At 50.3% G+C, this 21,385-nt stretch carries 18 protein-coding genes and 1 tRNA gene; 10 read left to right on the plus strand and 9 right to left on the minus strand.

The window, feature by feature from the left end; genetic code table 11:
* The first annotated feature begins 206 nt into the window (after window positions 1-206).
* Window positions 207-1,262, plus strand: a complete 1,056-nt coding sequence (locus B5F34_RS02110; protein ID WP_140392935.1) for an endonuclease/exonuclease/phosphatase family protein — start codon at window positions 207-209, stop codon at window positions 1,260-1,262.
* Window positions 1,263-1,457: 195 nt separating this feature from the next.
* Here B5F34_RS02110 and B5F34_RS02115 read toward each other — a convergent pair whose 3' ends face one another.
* Both B5F34_RS02115 and B5F34_RS02120 read right to left on the minus strand, forming a co-directional pair.
* Window positions 1,458-2,699, minus strand: a complete 1,242-nt coding sequence (locus B5F34_RS02115) for a hypothetical protein (RefSeq protein ID WP_087334568.1) — start codon at window positions 2,697-2,699, stop codon at window positions 1,458-1,460.
* Between the two features lies 1 nt (window position 2,700).
* Window positions 2,701-3,060 carry a translation initiation factor gene (locus tag B5F34_RS02120; protein ID WP_087334570.1) on the minus strand — a complete coding sequence of 120 codons (360 nt, stop codon included), beginning with the start codon at window positions 3,058-3,060 and terminating at the stop codon, window positions 2,701-2,703.
* A gap of 227 nt (window positions 3,061-3,287) precedes the next feature.
* Here B5F34_RS02120 and B5F34_RS02125 point away from each other — a divergent pair, with 227 nt between their 5' ends.
* Together B5F34_RS02125 and ispF are read left to right on the plus strand one after the other, a co-directional pair.
* Window positions 3,288-3,905, plus strand: a complete 618-nt coding sequence (locus B5F34_RS02125) for a fumarylacetoacetate hydrolase family protein (protein WP_087334572.1) — start codon at window positions 3,288-3,290, stop codon at window positions 3,903-3,905.
* Window positions 3,906-3,910: 5 nt separating this feature from the next.
* The gene (gene ispF / locus B5F34_RS02130; RefSeq protein ID WP_087334576.1) at window positions 3,911-4,390 is read left to right on the plus strand and encodes a 2-C-methyl-D-erythritol 2,4-cyclodiphosphate synthase; all 480 of its coding nucleotides are present in this window, start codon (window positions 3,911-3,913) and stop codon (window positions 4,388-4,390) included.
* Between the two features lies 1 nt (window position 4,391).
* Here the strand turns inward: ispF and B5F34_RS02135 are convergent, their stop codons facing one another.
* Window positions 4,392-4,868, minus strand: a complete 477-nt coding sequence (locus tag B5F34_RS02135; protein WP_087334578.1) for a DUF456 domain-containing protein — start codon at window positions 4,866-4,868, stop codon at window positions 4,392-4,394.
* A 299-nt stretch (window positions 4,869-5,167) separates the two neighbouring features.
* Here B5F34_RS02135 and B5F34_RS02140 point away from each other — a divergent pair, with 299 nt between their 5' ends.
* The 4 genes from B5F34_RS02140 to B5F34_RS02155 all read left to right on the plus strand — a co-directional run bounded on the left by B5F34_RS02140 (window position 5,168) and on the right by B5F34_RS02155 (window position 10,391).
* Window positions 5,168-7,321, plus strand: a complete 2,154-nt coding sequence (locus tag B5F34_RS02140) for an alpha-N-acetylglucosaminidase (RefSeq protein WP_087334580.1) — start codon at window positions 5,168-5,170, stop codon at window positions 7,319-7,321.
* A 321-nt stretch (window positions 7,322-7,642) separates the two neighbouring features.
* Window positions 7,643-8,407, plus strand: a complete 765-nt coding sequence (surE, locus tag B5F34_RS02145; RefSeq protein ID WP_087334582.1) for a 5'/3'-nucleotidase SurE — start codon at window positions 7,643-7,645, stop codon at window positions 8,405-8,407.
* A 4-nt stretch (window positions 8,408-8,411) separates the two neighbouring features.
* Window positions 8,412-9,557: a lipid-A-disaccharide synthase gene (gene lpxB, locus B5F34_RS02150; RefSeq protein ID WP_087334585.1), complete on the plus strand. Its 1,146-nt coding sequence runs from the start codon at window positions 8,412-8,414 to the stop codon at window positions 9,555-9,557.
* A 111-nt stretch (window positions 9,558-9,668) separates the two neighbouring features.
* Complete coding sequence (locus tag B5F34_RS02155; RefSeq protein ID WP_087334587.1) at window positions 9,669-10,391, plus strand: NigD-like N-terminal domain-containing protein; 723 nt, start codon at window positions 9,669-9,671, stop codon at window positions 10,389-10,391.
* 113 nt (window positions 10,392-10,504) lie between these two features.
* On the opposite strand, the gene B5F34_RS02160 is transcribed toward B5F34_RS02155, so the two are convergent.
* From B5F34_RS02160 to rsfS, 3 genes are read right to left on the minus strand one after another with little or no spacing between them, the layout of a single operon-like run.
* Window positions 10,505-11,344 (minus strand): phosphatidate cytidylyltransferase, encoded by an 840-nt coding sequence (locus B5F34_RS02160; protein ID WP_087334688.1) that lies wholly within the window; start codon window positions 11,342-11,344, stop codon window positions 10,505-10,507.
* A 26-nt stretch (window positions 11,345-11,370) separates the two neighbouring features.
* A complete protein-coding gene (gene ftsH / locus B5F34_RS02165; protein ID WP_087334590.1) occupies window positions 11,371-13,488 on the minus strand; it encodes an ATP-dependent zinc metalloprotease FtsH in 2,118 nt (705 codons plus the stop codon).
* A gap of 15 nt (window positions 13,489-13,503) precedes the next feature.
* A complete protein-coding gene (rsfS, locus tag B5F34_RS02170) occupies window positions 13,504-13,863 on the minus strand; it encodes a ribosome silencing factor (RefSeq protein WP_087334592.1) in 360 nt (119 codons plus the stop codon).
* A 600-nt stretch (window positions 13,864-14,463) separates the two neighbouring features.
* Between rsfS and B5F34_RS02175 the strand changes: the two genes are divergently transcribed.
* Window positions 14,464-14,534, plus strand: a tRNA-Gln gene (locus tag B5F34_RS02175).
* Between the two features lie 130 nt (window positions 14,535-14,664).
* Window positions 14,665-15,249, plus strand: a complete 585-nt coding sequence (locus B5F34_RS02180) for a hypothetical protein (RefSeq protein WP_140392936.1) — start codon at window positions 14,665-14,667, stop codon at window positions 15,247-15,249.
* A 117-nt stretch (window positions 15,250-15,366) separates the two neighbouring features.
* Here B5F34_RS02180 and B5F34_RS02185 read toward each other — a convergent pair whose 3' ends face one another.
* Genes B5F34_RS02185 through B5F34_RS02195 form a run of 3 tightly spaced genes read right to left on the minus strand, consistent with a single transcriptional unit; the run spans window position 15,367 to window position 20,206 of the window.
* A complete protein-coding gene (locus B5F34_RS02185) occupies window positions 15,367-17,424 on the minus strand; it encodes a GDSL-type esterase/lipase family protein (protein ID WP_087334597.1) in 2,058 nt (685 codons plus the stop codon).
* A gap of 22 nt (window positions 17,425-17,446) precedes the next feature.
* On the minus strand, window positions 17,447-18,133 hold the full coding sequence (locus tag B5F34_RS02190; protein ID WP_087334599.1) for an SGNH/GDSL hydrolase family protein: 687 nt from the start codon (window positions 18,131-18,133) through the stop codon (window positions 17,447-17,449).
* 12 nt (window positions 18,134-18,145) lie between these two features.
* Complete coding sequence (locus B5F34_RS02195) at window positions 18,146-20,206, minus strand: family 20 glycosylhydrolase (protein ID WP_239448752.1); 2,061 nt, start codon at window positions 20,204-20,206, stop codon at window positions 18,146-18,148.
* Between the two features lie 758 nt (window positions 20,207-20,964).
* Here B5F34_RS02195 and B5F34_RS02200 point away from each other — a divergent pair.
* The gene (locus B5F34_RS02200) at window positions 20,965-21,366 is read left to right on the plus strand and encodes a fibronectin type III domain-containing protein (protein ID WP_087334603.1); all 402 of its coding nucleotides are present in this window, start codon (window positions 20,965-20,967) and stop codon (window positions 21,364-21,366) included.
* Window positions 21,367-21,385 lie beyond the last annotated feature (19 nt).

The raw sequence follows: 21,385 nt of genomic DNA on the forward strand, positions 1-21,385 counted from the left end.
CTTTATTTTGAGTGCTGTTTCGGGGATATTTTGGGGGTGTACTGAGGAGCGTAGCGGGTTACGTGGCGAAGTATGCCGGGAAAAGAGACCGGAAAGAGGCTCAAAGGAAGCTGAATATAAATCTTAAAAGCGGAAAAATTAAACAGATTCTTCGATTTAGCTTATATCAAATATGTTTTGTTTCATTTAATTTTGCACATTTACTTATGTGGTGGAAACAAAAGAAAATAGCGATTATCTTGCTGGCAGTCCTGCTGTCTGGTTGGACTGTTGTAGTGAGGGCTGAAACAGATACTCTGAAAGTGTTGCAGTTGAATATCTGGCATGAAGGTACGCAGGTAGAGGGCGGTTTTCAGGCCATTGTGGACGAGATTATACATGCGGAGGCAGATGTAGCCTTTCTTAGCGAGGTGCGCAACTACGAGGGAGTGCCTTTTGTGCCCCGTCTGATAGAGGCGTTGCGGCAGAAAGGTGTGGTCTATTATGGTGAATACAGTCCGTTGGACGTGGGCATTCTTTCCAGGTATCCGATTTTGGAGCAGGAAGATGTGCGTGCCACGGATAAGGGAGAAGGCAGCGGTTCGTTGTTGCGGGCTTTGTTGCAGGTAGGCAACCGCAAGGTAGCTGTCTATTCCGCCCATTTAGATTATAAGAATTACGCCTGCTACTTGCCCCGCGGTTATGATGGGGCTACGTGGAAAAAGATGGATGCTCCGGTGACAGATGCCGATTCGGTGTTGCAGGCCAACAGTCTTGCTTATCGGGAGGAACTTATCCGGCTTTTTGTGCAGAAGGCGAAAGAAGACCGTGAGCGCTTTGCTGTAGTGCTTCTGGGCGGTGACTTCAATGAACCCTCCCATTTGGACTGGCAGGAAGACACGCGTCATTTGTGGGACCATCGTGGCGTAGTAGTCAACTGGGACTGTTCCAGCCTGTTGCAGAACGCCGGATATAAGGATGCCTATCGGGTGATTTATCCGAATCCTGTAACCCATCCGGGCTTTACTTTTCCTTCAGACAACAACCGTGTGCCGGTAGACAAGTTAGCTTGGGCTCCGGAAGCCGACGAGCGTGACCGTATTGACTTTATTTATTACGCTGGAGTTGCCATACAGCCTTTATCGGCCAAGGTTGTAGGACCTTCCCGTTCCATTGTGCGTGGTGAGCGGGTAGAAGAACACACTTCCGATGTCTTTCTGACCCCGCTGGGTGTGTGGCCTTCAGATCATAAGGGGGTGCTGGTGACATTCTTGCTTCGGTAGGTATAGGGGCTGTGGCGAACTTAATGATGAGGAAACGCTTACCATAAGTGAAAAGGGAAAATTGGGTAATCTTGAGATTCCTCACAATAAGCATTCCTCACATAAAGGTTTGGCGCGCTAACATGAAGGTTTAGCGCGCTAAACCTTAGTTTTATCTGAAGCTACGTGACTTTTCCTGACCGGCACAACCCTTTTTTATTGTTGTTTCCCGCTGAGGCGTGCCAGCAGTACAGAGAAACTGGTGCGCAGGTAGATTCCTGCCAGTACGCTGGTAGAGGTCCGGGTTGTGAATGTTTGTCCGGATGCATCGGTGCCTTGGCCTGAAAGTCGGTGGTAAAGGGTTACGTTGATGCCTACGGAACACACGTTGCCGAAACTGTGCGTGTATTCTGCCTTCTCATAGACCATTTGTGATTGAGGATATAGCGTATTTTCCGTATCTGCACTGATGGTACCGAAATAAGGTGAGCCAAGCAGGGTGATGAACTTATTGGCATAGAGGTAGCCGCCTTGCAGACAGAATCCTTTCAGACTGGCGCCCGCCGTGGCATGAAGTCCATAGCCGTTTTCGAAGGGCATGTGAGAGCCGGACAACTGTTTGTAGCAGAGGATGTGGGCGTTTGCCCAGAAGCGTTTCAGTATGGGGCGGTTCAATGTCCGGTTATAGCCGATACCTGTGGCAGCATTCAGCAGGCTGGATATGCCGTGGTATTGCCCTTGTTGTATTTCTCCTCCCCAATGCTGGGCAACCAGTTGGACGGGGATGTACCAGCCACTGTCCTTGAACTTGATGCGCGAAGAGAGTGCCAGCGTGAACTGTTCCTGCTGGTTGTCTTGTCGGAAAATAAAGTTCTGCCAGTCTATCCAGGCATCCAAATCAAAACAGGGCAGGTTGAACAGCACCTGGAGTCCGCTTTCCGGGTCGGCACTGAGATTCAGTTCCGGGTTGTACAGAGGTTCGATCAGCCGGTGGTTGGCACCTCCGTAGAGGTTGCCCAATACCAGGTTCAGTTTGTTGTCGAATCCGCTGAGTTGTGCCCGGAAGAAAGGTCGGGCGTGGAGTCCTTTCCCGTTACTCTCATTGGCGTCCTGCCAGTAGGGCAGTCCTTGGTATCCGCCCGAAGGGTAGTGTTTGGCTCCGCTGTAGTAGAGCAGGTGTACACCGGCTTCCAGTCTAAGGTTGGCGAGGGGCTGGTAAGACACCCGTGGTTGCAGCCAAAGTCCCGGCAAGGTATATCCCTTGTCTACATTGCCTTTGAATTCGTTGTTCTGAAAGAAATTCAGGTTATCTATGTTCAGTCTGAGGCATTGCCTGTCTCCGGCCGACAACAAGTAGGGGCGTTGGAATACTTCGTCTTGTATCTGTGCTTGTGCGATGGCTGGCAGTAAGGCTGTTAGCAGGCACAGCAGGCTGTGGCAGAAGAGCTTTTTTATCATATCATCCGGCGGTCTTGGTTTGTGTATATCCAGCTTTCAGCAGCAGTTCGGCTACTTTCTCTTTAAGCTCTCCCTGAATGATGATTTCGCCATCCTTGGCAGAACCGCCTGTGCCACATTTGTTTTTCAGCATTTTGCCCAGTTCCTTCAGGTCTTCATCCGTACCGGTGAATCCGGTGACGAGTGTTACAGTTTTGCCGCCCCGGTTCTTCCGGTCCAGGCGTACGCGCAGGCGCTGTTGGGCGGGAGGCAGGGTGACTGTTTCTTCTTCGTTCTCTGTTTCGTAGCAGAAATCGGGGTTGGTGGAGTAGACCACGTTCAGGCGGTCTTTCCAGTCGTTGTTCTTATTGCTTTTTGCCATGACAGATGGTGCTTGAGTTTGTTTTCTCATTTCATGTTCCGGACTTTTCCCGCCGGACGTTATTGGTTGCAAAAGTACGTCTTTTCTTTTATCTGTCCGCGGCAGTTGGCAGAAATTTGTACAGGAAATTTATGTTAAGCTTCCGGCCTGCGGTCTGTTCTCCATAGAAAAAACGTATCTTTGTCCCCATCCTTATAGATAAATTCAGTAAAACCGATGAATGAGATATGAAAATCATAGCCGTAGGAATGAATTACGCCCTGCATAATCAGGAGTTAGGGCATGTGACGCACAGTACGGAACCGGTCATTTTTATGAAACCCGATTCGGCTTTGTTAAGAGACGGGAAACCTTTTTTCTTGCCGGACTTTTCAGACGACGTGCAGTATGAAACGGAGGTAGTGGTACGCATTTGCCGGTTGGGCAAACATATTGCCCCGCGTTTTGCTAGCCGTTATTACGATGCTGTGACGGTAGGCATTGACTTTACCGCACGGGACCTTCAGAACCGTTTCCGTGCCGGCGGTCTGCCGTGGGAGTTATCCAAAGGTTTCGACAACTCCGCAGCTATCGGCCGATTCATTCCTTTGGAACAGTTGGGCGGCAATGTGCAGCAGTTGGATTTTCGTCTGGATATTGATGGACGTGAGGTTCAGCGGGGATGTACGGCCGACATGTTGTTCCGGGTGGACGATATTCTGTCCTATGTCAGCCGTTTCATGACGCTGAAGATGGGCGACCTGCTCTTTACCGGAACTCCCGCCGGAGTAGGCCCGGTGGCGGTGGGACAGCATTTGCAGGGATATTTGGGCGAAGAAGAAGTGTTGGATTTTTATATACGATAAGAACCATGAAGATACGTGTAGGTTTCGGTTACGACGTCCACCGGCTGGTGGAAGGTCGTGAATTGTGGCTGGGAGGCATACGTTTGGAGCATCCCCTGGGACTGTTGGGACATTCGGACGCCGATGTCCTTATCCATGCCATTTGTGATGCTCTGTTAGGAGCCGCCAATATGCGCGACATTGGCTATCACTTTCCTGATACCGCCGGTGAGTTTGAACACATTGACAGTAAGATTCTGCTGAAGAAAACCGTGCAGCTGATTGCTGCCAAGGGCTATGCGGTGGGCAATGTCGATGCCACCGTCTGCGCCGAGCGTCCGAAGCTGAATCCGCATATCCCTCTGATGAAGCAGACCCTGGCTGCCGTGATGGGCATTGATGAAGACGACGTGTCCATCAAGGCCACCACCACGGAGAAACTGGGATTTACCGGGCGCGAAGAAGGCATTTCGGCCTATGCCACGGTGCTGATAGAGCGTGAGTAGGTTATTGCAGCAGGGCTGCTGCAAACTGCCAGATGAAGTAGCCGCATACGATGCACTTCACCACCGTGCCCAGCAAGAATCCCAATACAGAACCCAAGCCGGACTTCAGGGCTTCGCGCGTTTCCCGTCCCCCCAACAGCTCGCCTATGAAAGCGCCGAGAAAGGGACCTAGGATGATGCCCCAGGGCAGAAAGAACAGTCCGATGAGGGTGCCGATCAGGCAACCCCGTGTGCCCCATTTGCTGCTGCCGCTGTATTTGGCTCCCAAGAGGGGGACGAAATAATCGAGCACCTGGATGACGATGACAATGCCCAACCATACCAGCAGTTGGGTAAGGCTGAACTGTACTTTTTCTGTAAAGTGGAGCAGCAACAGTCCGGCGTATGCCAGCGGCGGACCGGGCAGCATGGGAAGGATGCAGCCGGCCAGACCTGTCAGCAGGCAGAGGGCACCTGCGATGATAAGAAAAATATCCATAATTCTGAAAATGGTTAGCTGTCGCAAAGATAGTGGAAAAAGTGGAATCTGCAAGGACTTCGGGCGACAGCCGTCAGTTACCGGCCGGTTATCTGGGTCGGGCGTTTGGCATGGATAGCTATTTGGGCAAGATTGCCGGGCGCTGAGAAGCAGACTGCCGGGCGCTTGGAATCCGGCTTGTTATAGATAAGAAGCAGATGGTTGATTATCTGTGAGATAGGGAAGGACTTGCCGGAGCTTCGCAGCTATGCTTCCTGTTGAAATGAAACTACTTATTTACCTGTAAATATATCAAGTGTATGAGAAAATTTCTTCTGTTTTGTGCCTTCTGTCTGACTGTGGGATTGGCAAAGGCATCGCCGATAACCGGATTGCTGGAACGCATTGCTCCGGGAGCGTCGGACAAGTTTAAGATTGAGATGCAACGCTCGGATACCGACTTCTTCGAGTTGGACCAGGCGGGCGATAAGGTTGTGGTGCGCGGCAACAGCTACGTCAGTCTGGCTACGGGCATCCACTGGTACCTGAAGTATTATGCAGGCATCCATCTGTCGTGGAATGGCATGAAGGCTGCTTTGCCCGATGTGCTTCCGCCCGTTGCACATAGGGAACGGCATGAGACGAACCTGAAAGACCGTTACTACCTCAACTATTGCACCTTCTCCTACAGCATGGCCTTCTGGGACTGGGAGCGTTGGGAACAGGAAATCGACTGGATGGCCCTGCACGGTATCAACGTCCCGTTGGCCCTGGTGGGAACGGATGCCGTGTGGCGAAACGTATTGCTCCGATTAGGATATAGCCGCGACGAGGCGAATGCCTTTGTGGCCGGTCCGGCTTTTCAGGCCTGGTGGCTGATGAACAACCTCGAAGGCTGGGGCGGACCCAATAGCGACCGGTGGTATGAGGACCGGGTGGCGTTGCAGAAGAAAATCCTGAAACGGATGCGCGACTACGGGATGCGTCCCGTGTTGCCCGGCTATTCGGGCATGTTGCCGCACGATGCCGGGCAGAAACTGGGGTGGGCCATCACCGACCCCGGTAAGTGGAACGGCTTTAACCGTCCGGCGTTTTTGCAGCCCACTGACCCTCATTTTCAGGAAATAGCTGCTTTATACTACAAAGAGCTGACCCGGCTTTTCGGCAAGGCCGATTTTTACAGCATGGACCCTTTCCACGAAGGTGGACGGGTGGACGGTGTCGATTTGGATGCCGCCGGACAGGCCATCTGGCAGGCCATGAAGAAAGCCAATCCGCGTGCGGCGTGGGTGGTGCAGGCGTGGGGAGCCAATCCGCGTCCACAGATGATACAGAGTGTGCTCAAAGGCGATATGATGGTGCTCGACCTGTATTCGGAAAGCCGTCCGCAATGGGGCGACCCGGAGTCTTCGTGGTATCGGAAGAACGGCTTCGACGGGCATGACTGGCTCTACTGCATGCTGCTGAATTATGGTGGAAACGTGGGCCTGCACGGCAAGATGAAACACGTTATTGACGAGTTCTACAAAGCCAAGGCCAGTCCGTTCGGTTCCACCCTTCGGGGGGTAGGCCTGACAATGGAGGGTATCGAGAACAATCCAGTAATGTATGAACTGGTGAGCGAACTGCCTTGGCGTGCCGAACCTTTTGGCAAAGACGAGTGGTTGGCGGGTTATCTCAAGGCACGCTACGGCAAAGCCGATGCCCGTGTGCTCGAGGCTTGGACGCTGTTGAGCAACACCATCTACGCTTGCCCGGACCAGTCTACCCAGCAGGGTACGCACGAGTCGGTCTTCTGTGCCCGTCCTTCGCTTCATGCCTACCAGGTATCGTCGTGGTCGGAGATGTCGGATTATTACAACCCGGCAGACGTCATCCATGCGGCAGGTATCTTGCTGGAGCATGCTGAGGATTTCCGCGGTAACAACCATTTTGAATATGACCTGGTGGACGTGGTGCGTCAGGCAGTGGCTGAAAAGGGGCGTTTGGTCTATCCCGTGGTGGTCAGCGCTTTCAAGGCAGGCGACCGCGAACTGTTTGCTGCTGCTTCTCGCCGTTTCCTCGACTTGATTCTTCTGCAAGACAAGCTGTTGGCCACACGGACAGAGTTTAGAGTGGGCAGATGGATAGAGAGCGCCCGTAAACTGGGGCACACGCCGGACGAGAAAGACCGGTACGAATGGAATGCCCGTGTGCAGATTACTACGTGGGGCAACCGTGTCACAGCCGATGACGGCGGGTTGCGCGACTATGCCCATAAGGAGTGGAACGGACTTTTGCGCGATTTCTACTATATGCGCTGGAAAACTTATTTCGACGAACTGACCCGCCAGTTGGATGGTGGCGAACCCCGTACCATCGACTTCTATGCCCTGGAAGAACCGTGGACATTGCAACACAATGCCTATGCCTCCGACGCTGAGGGCGATGCACTCTCTGTGGCGCGTGAGGTGTACGAGGCCATTGCACGCTGAAACATAATCATGCCTCCGCGGGCATCAGGCAGAAACCTGGTCTTGCGGAGGCATGGTTTTAGGGGAGAGAGCGTGGCTCATTCCCCTTCTTCCAACTGGAAAGTCTCTTCTACCGGTTTGCCGAACAACCGGGCTATCTTCAGTGCCAACACTTTACACGAATACAAGTAAGAAGTATAATAAGTAATGTATATTTTACATGTTTAACGGCCTTTCCTATCTTTCCTCTTCCCCCTTTTGTAAAAGAACGTGCTTTCATATTTCCTATTTCCGATTCAAACCTTTATCTTTGCGTCACCAATACTGATAAAACAAAATACGATGGAAAATCAAAGACCTTTGATACTGGTTTCCAATGATGACGGCATCACAGCCAAGGGAATCAGCGAACTGATTAAGTTTCTCCGCCCCTTGGGCGAAATAGTGGTAATGGCTCCCGACACTTCCCGTTCCGGCACCTCGTGCTCGCTCACGGTGAAAGAGCCTATTCATTATCAGCTCATCCGCAAAGAAGTGGGGCTGACTGTCTATAAATGCTCCGGTACGCCGACCGATTGTGTCAAGCTGGCTTTCCATGCCGTGCTCGACCGTAAGCCCGACTTAGTGGTGGGCGGTATCAATCATGGTGACAACTCGGCCGTCAATGTGCATTATTCGGGCACGATGGGCGTCGTGTTGGAAGGCTGTCTGAAGGGGGTTCCCTCTATCGCTTTTTCCATCTGCAGCCACGACCCCAATGCCGATTTCGAACCTTCCGGCGAGTATGTCCGCGACATCGTGCGCAAGGTGCTCGACAAGGGGCTTCCTCCTTTGACCTGCCTCAATATCAATATCCCTGATACCAAGGAACTGAAAGGTGTCAGAGTGTGCGAACAGACATTGGGACAGTGGACCAACGAGTGGGAGCATTTTGCCCACCGGGGTGACTCGCAGTATTATTGGCTGACGGGTGAGTTTGAGAATACTGACCCCGAAAACGAGAAGAACGACCACTGGGCTTTGGACAATGGATACATCGCCATTACGCCCACTACGGTAGACATGACAGCCTACAGCTTGGTGGAAGAACTGAAAACGTGGTTCTGAAGTCATGAAGTATTACCTCATTGTCGGTGAAGCTTCTGCCGACCTGCATGCCTCGCGTCTCATGACTGCCTTGAAACGCGAAGACCCGCAGGCGGAGTTCCGCTTTTTTGGCGGCGATCTCATGGCGGCTGTCGGAGGAACTCAGGTGAAGCATTATAGGGAACTGGCTTATATGGGCTTTATCCCGGTATTGCTACATCTGCGTACTATTTTGTCCGCCTTGGAGTTCTGCAAAAAAGACATCACGGCGTGGCATCCCGACGTGGTGATACTGGTAGATTATCCGGGCTTCAACCTGAAGATAGCCAAATATGTGCATGCCCATACCGGTATTCCTGTCTATTATTACATTTCCCCTAAGATCTGGGCGTGGAAAGAATACCGCATCAAGAATATACGCCGCGATGTGGACAAGTTGTTTTCTATCTTGCCTTTTGAGGTAGATTTCTTCGAAAACAAGCACCGTTATCCTATCTGCTATGTCGGTAATCCTACGGTAGACGAGGTGTATGCTTTCCGCTCTTCTTATACCGAAACATTTGAGGAGTTTACTGCGGCCAACGGATTGGGAAGCTTGCCTATTGTGGCTCTGCTGGCAGGGAGCCGGCGGCAAGAAATCAAAGATAACTTGCCGGATATGATTCAGGCTGCTTCTGCTTTCTCTGGCGTGCAACTGGTGGTGGCGGGTGCTCCGGGGATAGCTCCAGAGTTCTATCGGGATTATATAGGGAATGCACCGGTGAAGGTGATTTTCGGGCAGACTTATCCTTTGCTCTCTCATGCCCGGGCTGCTCTTGTTACCTCGGGCACGGCAACGTTGGAGACGGCTTTGTTTCGTGTGCCGCAGGTGGTGTGTTATTATGTCGCGCTACCCAAACTGACCGGTCTGCTGAAGCGATGGCTGCTGAAAGTGAAGTTTGTGTCGCTCGTCAATCTGATAGCCAACCGGGAAGTGGTAACGGAACTGGTGGCCGACAAGATGACTGTAAAACGGATAGAAAGTGAATTGCGACGCTTGTTGTACGACCAGGAATATGTCGACAGACAGCAAAACGAATACGATGAAGTAGCCCTCCGCTTGGGAGAACCGGGAGCATCGGCACATGCCGCCCATCTTATGGTGGAGTTTCTGGCTGGTCATTCCTCGTAGCTTGCATTCTGATACAGATTGTGCAATAATATGTTAAACCTTTGCGAGCCGGTGCAGTAAATCACCGGCTCGTGTGTTTTCTTGGTAAACAGTCTTAAAAATGCAACGATTATGAAGAAGATAACTTATTTATGTATGATGGCGTGCTTGGCTGTAGCGCTCGCTTTCCAATCGTGTGACGATGGCGATGGTTATTCGATGGGTGATTTCACCGAACCTCAGTTGGCTACCGTACGGGCTGTGTCCGGCACCGGGTTCTATCTGGATTGTGACGTGTGGGGTACCTGCTGGCCTGTCAATACCGATATGGGCTGGTACATACCCATAGACGGGCAACGGGTGGTTACCGTGTTCAATCCGCTGTGGGATAACTATGGAGGCTTTGACCATGCAGTGAAAATCCTGGAAATCCAGAACGTGCTGACCAAGTATGTGGAAACCGTGACTACGGTAGAGGTCGATACTATTGCCAATGATGTTGTGCCTGTCGCAGAAGATGGCATTACTATCACCAATGGCTATCTGAACGTGTTTTTCCTCCAACGTCTGCCTTTCACTACCGATGTACGTCTGATTTATGTGAAAGACGACCTGAAGCAGACCGTTACCCCTGCCGTAGGCGAAGACGGATTTTATCATTTGGAACTCCGCTGCAATACGCAGGCTGATGTGGAAACTCCTGGTACTTATAGCATGGTGTCTTATAGCTTGAATGAGTTGAACTACGACCCGTCTGCCGAAGGCATCAAGTTAAAAGTCAACTTGGAGGGAAGCGGTGAACAGGAACTGACTTTCCATGTGGTGCAGGAAGAAGGAACTTCCTTGCAAGAGTAAGATAGATAACCTTTCAGAGATGCAGATGACACCATCTTTACGTTGAGTGGTGTCATCTGCTTTATTTATATCTTGATAGAGAGAGTTTCTTAGTGCCGTACAGCACGCTTTGTTCAGAGGGCGGTCAGTGCGTACAGATAAACTACAGCGGCGGGTATAGCCATCAGCGCACTGTCGAAGCGGTCCAGCATGCCTCCATGTCCCGGCAGGATGTTACCAGAATCTTTGATACCCAACTGACGTTTCATCAGTGATTCCGTAAGGTCACCCCACGTGCCAAACACGACCACAGTCAAGGCAAGTCCCATCCAGGCAGCCACTGAGAGAAACGGAAAGAAATGGGCGAATACCAGCGATGAAGCGATAGAGAAAATGCCGCCACCGATGCTGCCTTCCCACGATTTCTTAGGCGAGATGCGCTCAAACAGACGATGCTTGCCAATAAGCGAACCTACACAATAGGCTCCCGTATCGCTCAGCCAAATAAAAACAAAGACAGAGAGCGGGAGTATAGGATTGTAGGCTACGCTGCTTACTGCCGCATCGTTGTGGAAGGCCAATACATTGAGCAAGGCAAAGGGGAGAGCAATATACAACTGGCTTAGCATGGAGAAAGCCCAGTTGCCCAGCGGGTTCGGCTTCTTCAGATACAATTCCGTTATCATCACATAGAGCAACAGGAGCACGTAAGGCAAGAAAACTTTCGCATCGGTTGCCTGCGTGCAGAATGCTGCCATGGCCAGAAACAGATAAGCGCCCGCCAGGGCTGTGATGTTTTTGTTGACAGTCACTTGTCCGCTTTGGTTTATCAGATGACCGAACTCGCGGACGGCCAGTACGCAAATCAGAGTGAACAGCGTGGCGAACGCGATGGGGGAGAACAGAATGCATCCCACCAGTACAACGACAAACAGAATACCCGTGACGGTGCGTTGTATGAAATTACTCTTCATGGCCATTTCTTTCTCTGTTATGGTTGTTATTTCTCTTTCTCTTCTACCGTGTTTCCGGCAGTCCGGCTGTTGTCGTCGCCAGCGTGAGAAGCATCAGCCTCCTGCTTGTTGTCTGTGCCGGGCAGAGCTTTGACCTTTTGCTTTTCCACGTCCTGCTCGGTTTGCGAGGCTTTCTGTGCTTCTTTCTCTGCCAGTTCTTTCATCTCCTTCGAGGTTTGTACGGCAGCCATGATTTCTTCCGAACGCGAAGTCCAGGGGCGTGGACCGAAGATGTGTTCCACGTCTTCTGCAAAAATGACCTCCTTGTCAATCAGCAGTTGGGCCAGCTGCTGGTGTCCCTCTTTGTGCTCAGACAATATTTGTTTGGCGCGTTCATACTGTTCGTTCACCATTCTCTTTACTTCCTCGTCAATCAGTTCGGCGGTCTTTTCGCTGTACGGACGGTTGAAAGAATATTCGTTGTTGCTGTAGTAGCAGAGGTTGGGCAATTTGTCGCTCATGCCGAAATAGGCAATCATGCTATAGGCTTGCTGGGTCACGCGCTCCAGGTCGTTCATGGCACCCGTCGAGATTCTGCCCAAGAAGAGTTCCTCGGCCGCACGTCCGCCCAAGGTTGCACACATCTCGTCGAGCATTTGCTCTTTGGTAGTCAGCTGGCGTTCTTCGGGCAGATACCAGGCGGCGCCGAGGGCACGTCCGCGCGGTACGATAGTGACCTTGATGAGCGGGTTGGCATATTCCAGCAGCCAAGAGATGGTGGCATGTCCGGCTTCGTGTGTGGCAATGCCCCGGCGCTCTTCTTCGGTAGTAATCTTGGTTTTCTTCTCCAGTCCGCCTACGATGCGGTCGATAGCTTCCAGGAAGTCCTGTTTGCCCACGAACTTCTTACTGTGGCGGGCTGCTATCAAGGCTGCTTCGTTGCAGACATTGGCGATGTCGGCTCCCGAGAAGCCGGGCGTCTGTCGTGCCAGCAGGTCGATGTCTACTGTATTGTCTATCTTGATGGGGCGCAGATGTACGCCGAATATTTCCTTACGCTCGTTCAGGTCGGGCAAGTCTACATGTATCTGGCGGTCGAAGCGTCCGGCACGCAGCAGTGCCTTGTCCAGCACGTCCACACGGTTGGTAGCAGCCAGAATGATGACTCCGCTGTTCGAACCGAATCCGTCCATCTCCGTCAGCAGTTGGTTCAGCGTGTTCTCGCGCTCGTCATTTCCACCCATGGCGGCAGCTTTGGAGCGGGCACGTCCCACGGCGTCGATTTCATCAATAAAGACGATGCAGGGTGCTTTTTCTTTGGCCTGGCGGAAAAGGTCGCGCACACGCGAGGCTCCCACGCCTACGAACATTTCCACGAAGTCCGATCCGGCCAGCGAGAAGAACGGCACGTTAGCTTCGCCTGCTACAGCTTTTGCCAGCAGCGTCTTACCCGTTCCCGGAGGGCCTACCAGCAAAGCGCCTTTAGGAATCTTTCCGCCCAAGTCGGTATATTTCTGCGGCTCTTTCAGGAACTCCACGATTTCTTCCACTTCCTGTTTGGCGCCTGCCAGGCCTGCCACATCCTTAAAGGTTACTTTGACCGACGAGCCTTTTTCAAACAGTTGGGCTTTCGACTTGCCCACATTGAAGATGCCTCCACCTCCCATGCCGCTTCCGCTTGCCCAGCGTCGTGACATGAAGAAGAAGAAACCTATGATGAAGGCGAGGGGCAGCACCTGCCAGAGGATAAGTCCGATGTAGTTCTGCTTCTTCTCGTAGCTGATGGAGCCGTCGAATCTGGCTTCATCTTTTTCCTTCTGCAGGAAGTCGCCCAGACTTTCGCGTGAGGGAGCCTCGGTGATTACCATGGGAGTCTTGCCCACACGGTTGGAGTCTTGCTGGAAAATATCCTTTACGTGCTGGGGCTTGATGTAGGCTTCCACCGAATTGTCATCGTAGCCGATGACCTTGCTGATGTAGCCGCTCTCTACGTACTGCTGGAACTCGTCGTAGGAGATTTCCTTGGTGTTCAGTCCTTTGTCTCCGGTAAAGAAGAGAAACAGCAGCATGATGGCTATGATGGAGAACATCCAGTTCAGGTTGAACTTGGGCATGTTCGGCTTATTGGGCTTGGGGGTAGGGTTGTTGGGGTTTTTGTTGTCCATACGTTTACATTACACTTAATCAAGGTCTGGAATTTGGGTTAACTTGGCATCTGCCCACAAGGTCTCCAGGTTGTAGAAATTCCGGGCTTCGGGCAGGAACACGTGCACCAGCACGTCTGCATAATCCATGGCCACCCATTCTGCATTGCGCAGGCCATCGATGGCAAAGGGCTTCACGTTGGCTCCTTTGCGGGCAAAGTCTTTCACTGACTCAACGATTGCGGTGACTTGGCTGGGGGAATTCCCTTGGCAGATGACGAAATAATTACAGATGGTGTCTTCTATTTTCGTCAGATCGGCGATGACAATGTTTTTCCCTTTTTTATCTTGAATACCTTCTGTTATTTGCTGAATAAGTTTTTGCGCTTCGTTCATTCTATATTAAAATCTGATTAAAACTATCGGCAAAGATACGGCGATTTCCTGTATGAAACACGAAAAAAGGCAAAAGACTTTGATTTTTTGCTTTTTTTAGTTATATGCCCTGCCGTTTGGCATCTGAAAATAGGAGACTTGGGCGTAAGTCCTGGCGGGTGTTCCTGCGTTTGTCAGGCAGGTGGCGTGTCGCTGGCAGGGCTGGCTGTGCATTCCGGTTTTTCCGGGAGAGGGTTGTGCCATCTTGCTGGAATACATGTACTTATCATTAGTGAGGAAGCCCTTGCATGAGAGGCCCGCTTCCAAGGTATAAGGAGCGAATTGCCAAGGTATGTGCAGTCCGCTCCGAAAGTACAGGCAATCGGCTCAACCTATATAGGCGGGAAAATGCCTGGAGGTTGGAGTCGCTGCAAAGGTTGCGTTCTTCTGCCAACTCTCCTTTTTTTGTCGTTTTCAGCATGGTGTAAGAGAAGTTTTTGCCACGGTTTTATCCTTTGGAAGAATTTTTTAGTGTGATTGCGTCAAAAAAATATCGAAAATATTTGCAGGTTCCAAAAAACTCCGTACCTTTGCAACCGCAAAATCAAAGCGACATAAGTTTGGGCTATGGTGTAATGGTAACACTACAGATTCTGGTCCTGTCATTCCTGGTTCGAATCCAGGTAGCCCAACGCAAGTAAGGGAAGTTGTCCGAAAGGATTGCTTCCCTTTTCTTTTTGGGCTATCTGCTTGGAAGAACGGAGAAAATTTATTAGCTTTGTGACTTTAAATCACGGGAATATTCATTAAAATATATCATCTATGAAAATACGTCAGTTTTTAGCGACGCTTTTGCTGTTGGCCGGGGCGGTGGCTCTTGGAGGATGCAGCGACGAGTATGACCCTTATTACCATTCGGTGCCGGGTGGCGGATATGCTTATCGGGCCAATGATGTGCATTTCTATTATGTCAATCCAGAAGGCAACAGCCTGATAGATAAAACGCTGCCGGCCACTTTCCCATTGCCTTGTGCAGACCGGGAGGGGCAACTTCCTATCCCGGAACCGGATGAGTACGGCTATTATTCTTCGGGCACGTGGACATCTTGCCAGATTGCCGTGGATGAGGCCGGAATGCCTTTTTTCAAGTGTTATTTCCCGATAGACCAAAGCACGGACACTTATACGTTCTATGTTTACTCCAACGGTTCTTTCGATCGGTTTGACTTGTCGTATGGGTATACCAACGACGGAGTCGGAGGTGATGGCTGGGTGACCCATGTGCTGTCTTTGAAGATAAACGGCCAGCACGTGTATTCCGATGAGGAAGCCAGTAGCCAGAACACTTATTGCAGCGTGTATGTGCAGAAGTCGGATGCCGGAACGCGGGTGTGGAGCAAGTATTGAGCGGTAAATCAAATCTTTAATCGGGAAAATTGAACCGATTAAATGAGAAAACAGGCAGGAGGTAATGCATTTCAGAACGGGCATTAACCTCCTGCCTGCTTGTTGGATGTTTCTTTGTCACCGGCTTATTTCTGTCCGGAAAGTAGAAGCCGGTAGTCCCTCTTCATTGATTAGATTGGCACGTGTGAAGGGTTGCCATCCATAGCGGACGAAGCGTGGGTGCCTTATCTGTTCAGACCATAGAATAATCTGATTGCCTTGGATGGTAGCCGTGGCGGGCTGATAAAGGCCGTCTACTTCGGCGATTTCGAAGCAGGAGGGAGCCTTCCCGTCGGATGTGCGCAGTCCTTGGGAGTAATCGAAGTCCAGGATTACCTGGTTAGAGCGGGCCAGTCGGGCCGACCGGATCAAAGGACCTGACGGTGTCAGGTTGTATCCGTAGTCGCAGTGTAAGGCCCATCGGGCTAATCTTTCGCCTATAGCTTTCTTGTCGCGCGGATGTACATCCAGAGAGTCGCCTTTATCAGATGATACAGCCATCCCGGTGTAGGGGATCTCTTGCATGAGCAGGCGCTGGCTGTCGCGGAACCAAGTCCAGGACGGGCGGTTCAGACTTGAGAGTTGGACATAATAGAATGGCATGTCGGGTTTCTCCCAATAGGAGCGCCAGCTTGCAACCAACCATTTGAACAATTTCCGGTGTACATTTACGTTGTGTGCGTTGGACTCGCCCTGATACCAGATGACTCCCCGTATGTGGAACTGTTGAAGGGGGTGTATGCCGGTTTCAAACAGGTAACAGGGGGCGTATGGATGCCTTTGTAGTTTGTTGTGACTGTTTTTCATGTTGGTGAGTGCCCTTTCGCCTACCCACTTTTGTATATAGTCGTTGTGCGGCCAGTTGTGCAGCAATCCCGGAATCTGGTGTTCTATGGTGCTTCGGTCTATCCAGGCTTCGGTAGGCGACCCTCCTATAGCATTGCATATCAGTCCGATGGGTACCTGGAGACTGTCATATAGCGTTTTGCCGAAGTAATAGGCGATTGCCGAGAAAGTAGCCGAGGTTTTGGGGGTACATTGGGACCACTTCGTTTTCTGGTAATATTGCAGTTGGTTGATAGAGTCGAGCGCGGTGGCTGTCCAGGCTTTATTGTCGGTTTGCCAGTTTGCTTTCATGTCGAAGAGGCGGATGTTCTCGTTGTCTGACAGCGGAATGTCCTTGGGGCCAGTGGTGGCTTGCTGTAATTGGAATTCCATATTCGATTGTCCGGAGCATAGCCAGACTTCTCCAGCCGCAACATGGTGGTAGGTTACTTTTTGCTTGCTGTCGGAGATGGCCAGTGTATAATTCTCGTTGGCTGTCAGCGGTCGAAGTGTGACGCTCCAGTGGCCATCAGTGCCTGTTATGGTTGTATGTGTTTGGTTGCCGATGCGTACCGTAATTTTTTCTCCGGCATTATCAGTGCCTTGAATTTGTATGGGACAATTGTGTTGCAAAACCATGTTGTCGCTGTATAGTGGTGATAGCTTCAGTCCACCAAAATCACCTGTGATGGCCGAGTAGACGGTCTGTGCCAATATTTGGGCGCCCTGTGTGTTGGGGTGTATGGCATCGGGGAAGTAATGCGGGTAGGTGTACAGAACTTCATGGAGATCCGTAAGTTGTACTTGCGCAGTTTGGGCTACGGTCTCGATGGCTTGCTGTATTTCGTCTTCCCAATCCCGTGTGCTGGACTCAAACCGGGGATGTCTGTCCCAAATGGGCGTCAGGCGGCAGACGATAACTCGAACTTTGGGGTTTGCTTTGCGGCAGGAGTCTATCAGTGCCAGATAATCGGCTACGAAGTAATCCCGGTAGTCGGGCCAATCTCGTGGGTCTGTATCGTTTACACCCAGGTGTATCACGGCGATGTCTCCAGCAAACTTCATAGCTTTTTGAAACTCTTCCTGGTCTTTGTAGGGGCGGTGTCCCTTGTTGAGTAGGGTGGCGCCTGATTTTCCAAAGTTCTTTACATCATAATTATTCCCCAGCATTTCTTGCAGACGTGCCGGGTACGATTCTTTGTCTGGGTTGTCTAATCCGTAACCGTAGGTGATGCTGTTGCCGATGCAGGCCACTTTTATTTTGTCGGGTACTTGTGCGGCAAGATATTGCGTGGCGCACAACAGGAACATGATAATCCAGAACGATAGGCTGTTAGTTCTCATAATTCTGCATAATAGAGGTTATGTAAGGTGTTAGAATCTCTTTCCAGAGCAAATAGCCGCTGCCCAACAGGTGTAGTCCGTCGTTGGTATATGCTGCTTTCATTTGCCCTTGTTCATCGGCAAAATGCGAAAACAAGTCAATGTAAGTTACTTTTTCATTCTCGGCCACCTGCCGGAGCGCTTCGTTTATTTGCGGAATCATCTGCCATCGGCGGGTATGTTCTTGGAATTTGTTATAGCGCGGTGTGACAGGGAGCAGGCTTTGCACAAATACGCGGGTGCGAGGAGATTGCTTCCTGATACCCTGCAAGATGCGCTGTACACCCCTTGCTATGGTGTCTGCCGTTTCCCCTTGGGGTATGTTGTTGATGCCTATCATTAGGAATAGAGCGGCTGGCTGCCCTTGGGTGATGCTGTTGAGGCGGTCCAATACTCCGCTGGTTGTGTCGCCACTGATGCCTCTGTTCTTGATGTGCGGGTTTTGAAACAGTTCGCTCCATTCTCCGCCGTCAGTGATGCTGTTACCCACGAATACAATATCCTGGGTTGTGGCAGGTAAGACTTCAAAGAGTGAGGCTCGTTGGTAGTAATACGTTGAATACTTGCTCGGTGAGGATTGTGCAAGCAGGTGAAAACCCGCCAATATGAAGGCGGATGTCAAGAACCATCTTTTCATAATATTATGTATTTATTTGATAGGAATTTTGTTGGATGTAGTGTCATATTTGTCGGGCGCATAGATGATGTTTTCCAGTGCCTCTTTACCGTCTGGCGTTACGAATACGGCGGTAAACATCCATTTGACCAGCCGCGTTTCGGGAATTTGGAATTTGCCAACGGGCAGTTTCAGCAGCAGTTTGTTCCATCCTTTGTAGAGCTTAACCGGGAGAGGGGGGCGGGAAACACAATTTTCGTTACCCAATGGGATTTCGCTTGAACGTTGCCGGTGAGTGTTTTCCCATACAGGCGGCAGTATTTCCTTGTCGTTCAGCCATGCCCGGCTGCCTTTGTAGTCCCATGTGCCGGGTAGTGGAGGCAAATCGCTCTCAGACCGACTGTAGTTCTGGAATTCGAGCAGCAGTCCGGCTTCTTGTTCCTGAGGCGAGAACACCCAGGTCGTGGCATAGGCTGTGTGCATCTCTTGCGGATGTTCATAAAATCCCGGTACGAGGTCTCCCCAGACGTGCCTCAGGTAGATGCCGGCGCCTTGGGCGGTATGAGTCTTGTAGGTTTGTCCGTTATAGATATAGACGGTGTCGGAATTTGTTTCGGGCGGGAATGCCTTTTGCAGGTCTCCTCCGTTGGGGAACGGGTCTGTTATTCTCCATCTCACCTGTGTCTGTTTCACGTAGGGAATGGGCACTTGGCTTAGCGTATGTCGTTTATGCCACAGAAGGCGGCGTTCAAAGTCGGCAAATTCCAGATTGGCTTTTGGGGTACTGTCTCTGAGCATGGTATATTTCCCGTTGAAGTAGCCATAACCGCCTCCCAGCCAAGAGCGTTCTGCTATAGCCAGCATGTTGGCGTAGAAATTATTTTCTCTGACAATCTGTTTTTCGTTGTCGATGTAGCGGTCGTTCCATACAGCCAGAATGCTGCCGGCTATGCTTTCGTTGCCTTCTGTACAGTCATAAATGCGACTGTTGTATAAAGTTATGATATCGGCGAACAAATCAAAATGGTTGATATAGTGAAACCGGCAGTCGATGGCGGGTATGCCCTGCTGTGCTTTGCCACGGAAGCTCCACAATTGCGTCATGTCTATCTCGCCGGGACGGTATTTCCAGCCGGGATTCCATGAGATAACTTTTTTCCCCTTACTGCGCAGATATGCCACCATTTCCGGTACGAAAGACGGGTTGGTGAACTGCACCTCGTCGGTTCCGATATGGATATACGGAACGTCGAATGTTTCACAGACTTCGTCCAGAATATTTTTGAGTATTTTCATTCCTTCTGCGCTTTGCATGTCTGTGCCGAATGTACGTTCGAATGCAGCGCTGTGTCCCGGCATGTCTATTTCAGGAATCAGCATCACATGGTGCTGTCGGCAGAATTCAACCAGTTTTTTGGCTTCTTGCAAAGTATAGTATTTCCCCGGCATTCTTGTCATGTTTTTGTCGGCGTTTAAATCCGGGTATAGTTTGCTTTCTAATCTCCAAGCCTGGTTCTCGGTGAGGTGCCAGTGGAAAACATTTATTTTGAACCGGCTCAGCAACTCTATTTCTTGCTCTAATTCTTCTATGGACATGTAGGTCCGGCCTACATCCTGCATGAATCCCCGGATGCGGAATGCCGGCCAGTCTGTGATTTGGCAGGTAGGAAACACCAGGCTTCCTTCCTTCTTTCGGCTTAGTTGCTCCAAGGTTTGCATGGCTCTGTATACTCCGGTCGTGGTCACTGCTTCCACAAAAATATGTTGGCGGGTTATTTCAATCCGGTATGCTTCTTCCTGATTGAGGGGAATCTGCGGCAAGTGTTGGCTGAGGCGGATTCGGTAAGGCGACCGGAGCGTGTCGGCTGTCTTGTTTATCCATCGCTCATAATAATTCCCCGGGTAAATGTCTGGCGAGTCTGTCAGTTTTAGGGAATCATCCGTGTAGTTGATTTGCTGGGGGCGTGGCAACAGGATGGAGTTGTTCTGCCCTTGGCAGTTTAAATCATGGCCCAAAAGCGTTGCCACTATCAGGCATTGGATAAGTCGTGCAGGACGCAGGCTTCTCATGGAGTGTAATTTAAGTTGCTTCATTGTATCGTTTTGGCTAAAATTGTGAAGTTTATTTTATAAAATAATAGATTATTCTGGGGCAAATATAATTAAAATATTTATTATATGTCGTTTGTTTTAGTATTATTAATATTTTCTTCTGTTCTCTTGAAGAAGTATGTTTTTAGACTTCCTTGGGCGAATATTTGCAAAAAGTAAAAGCCCAGCTATGGTATTGTGTGCTTGAATCTTATCGAGGGATATATTTGCACGTGGAGAGGGCTTAGGGAGTGAGTTCTCTGGCTGATTGACAGGGAGGAAGCCTGTCTGATGTATCAGAATGATTTTCCCGAGAAAACCATCAGCGCTATAGAGAGCGGATTTCTAAGGTATAACGGCCCTCTTTTCAAAGTATAAGGAGCGGACTTGTAATATATAAGAAGTAACAGATTGTTTGTCAGTGTTGTACAGAACGATTCCTGCCGGATATGTGGCAGGAAGAGGTTCGGGCTTTTAGGTGGCGTGAAACAGTGTAGTGCTTGACTGTTTGCGCTGCTTTTCTGTTTGGCTCTTTGTCTGGTGGTCTGCCGGAGTTGTCCCGATGTGTGGCAGGGGTAAGATTCGTTTATAAAGGATTATCTTTTTTATTAAATATGTATATTGATGAATTGTTCGGTATGTTTAGAAAAGAATTTGTTAAACGTATGGCTGTTTATAATATTTAACGCTTTTATGTCGTAGATATTAAATATTATCTATAAGTTTGCATCGATAACAAGTTTAACTAAATAAATCGAATCATGAAATTAAAAATTAAAGATGTGATGTTGGCGCTGTTGTTGCTTGCAGTGCCATTTTGGGGATTGGTTTCCTGCAGTGATGATGATGGCGGCATAATGGGGCCTGTTGCCATTAATAGTTGTCAGTGTACAGCCACTACGGTTACGCCCATCTGGACTTTGGTGCCCAATGACAATTGTGACGGGTATATTATTACGCTTTATTTGGGTACGCGTGAGAATTTAGGTGAAATGGTAGAGCAGTTGACTTTTGACCATCGTACCTGTCAATACACTTTTACAGGTTTGACTCCTGATACGGACTATGTGATATGTACGCAGGCCATACCCAGTGCATCGAGCGGTTTCAGCGATGCGCAGTTGTATTGGAAAGAGTTCACGACCCTTGCTGCGGAGAATTGAATCTTGATATTTTAACTTA

The organism is Mediterranea sp. An20, from assembly GCF_002160055.1.
Classification (GTDB): Bacteria; Bacteroidota; Bacteroidia; order Bacteroidales; family Bacteroidaceae; genus Bacteroides; species Bacteroides avicola.

What these genes read in the sequence shown, in the direction of transcription:
- B5F34_RS02200 (WP_087334603.1), top strand. Translation starts at nt 20,965, where the DNA reads ATGAAATTAAAAATTAAAGATGTGATGTTGGCGCTGTTGTTGCTTGCA.
- B5F34_RS02195 (WP_239448752.1), bottom strand. Translation starts at nt 20,206, where the DNA reads ATGAAGCAACTTAAATTACACTCCATGAGAAGCCTGCGTCCTGCACGA.
- ispF (WP_087334576.1), top strand. Translation starts at nt 3,911, where the DNA reads ATGAAGATACGTGTAGGTTTCGGTTACGACGTCCACCGGCTGGTGGAA.
- B5F34_RS02180 (WP_140392936.1), top strand. Translation starts at nt 14,665, where the DNA reads ATGAAAATACGTCAGTTTTTAGCGACGCTTTTGCTGTTGGCCGGGGCG.
- B5F34_RS02190 (WP_087334599.1), bottom strand. Translation starts at nt 18,133, where the DNA reads ATGAAAAGATGGTTCTTGACATCCGCCTTCATATTGGCGGGTTTTCAC.
- B5F34_RS02140 (WP_087334580.1), top strand. Translation starts at nt 5,168, where the DNA reads ATGAGAAAATTTCTTCTGTTTTGTGCCTTCTGTCTGACTGTGGGATTG.
- B5F34_RS02115 (WP_087334568.1), bottom strand. Translation starts at nt 2,699, where the DNA reads ATGATAAAAAAGCTCTTCTGCCACAGCCTGCTGTGCCTGCTAACAGCC.
- B5F34_RS02125 (WP_087334572.1), top strand. Translation starts at nt 3,288, where the DNA reads ATGAAAATCATAGCCGTAGGAATGAATTACGCCCTGCATAATCAGGAG.
- B5F34_RS02160 (WP_087334688.1), bottom strand. Translation starts at nt 11,344, where the DNA reads ATGAAGAGTAATTTCATACAACGCACCGTCACGGGTATTCTGTTTGTC.
- lpxB (WP_087334585.1), top strand. Translation starts at nt 8,412, where the DNA reads ATGAAGTATTACCTCATTGTCGGTGAAGCTTCTGCCGACCTGCATGCC.
- B5F34_RS02185 (WP_087334597.1), bottom strand. Translation starts at nt 17,424, where the DNA reads ATGTTCCTGTTGTGCGCCACGCAATATCTTGCCGCACAAGTACCCGAC.
- ftsH (WP_087334590.1), bottom strand. Translation starts at nt 13,488, where the DNA reads ATGGACAACAAAAACCCCAACAACCCTACCCCCAAGCCCAATAAGCCG.
- B5F34_RS02120 (WP_087334570.1), bottom strand. Translation starts at nt 3,060, where the DNA reads ATGGCAAAAAGCAATAAGAACAACGACTGGAAAGACCGCCTGAACGTG.
- surE (WP_087334582.1), top strand. Translation starts at nt 7,643, where the DNA reads ATGGAAAATCAAAGACCTTTGATACTGGTTTCCAATGATGACGGCATC.
- B5F34_RS02110 (WP_140392935.1), top strand. Translation starts at nt 207, where the DNA reads ATGTGGTGGAAACAAAAGAAAATAGCGATTATCTTGCTGGCAGTCCTG.
- B5F34_RS02135 (WP_087334578.1), bottom strand. Translation starts at nt 4,868, where the DNA reads ATGGATATTTTTCTTATCATCGCAGGTGCCCTCTGCCTGCTGACAGGT.
- rsfS (WP_087334592.1), bottom strand. Translation starts at nt 13,863, where the DNA reads ATGAACGAAGCGCAAAAACTTATTCAGCAAATAACAGAAGGTATTCAA.
- B5F34_RS02155 (WP_087334587.1), top strand. Translation starts at nt 9,669, where the DNA reads ATGAAGAAGATAACTTATTTATGTATGATGGCGTGCTTGGCTGTAGCG.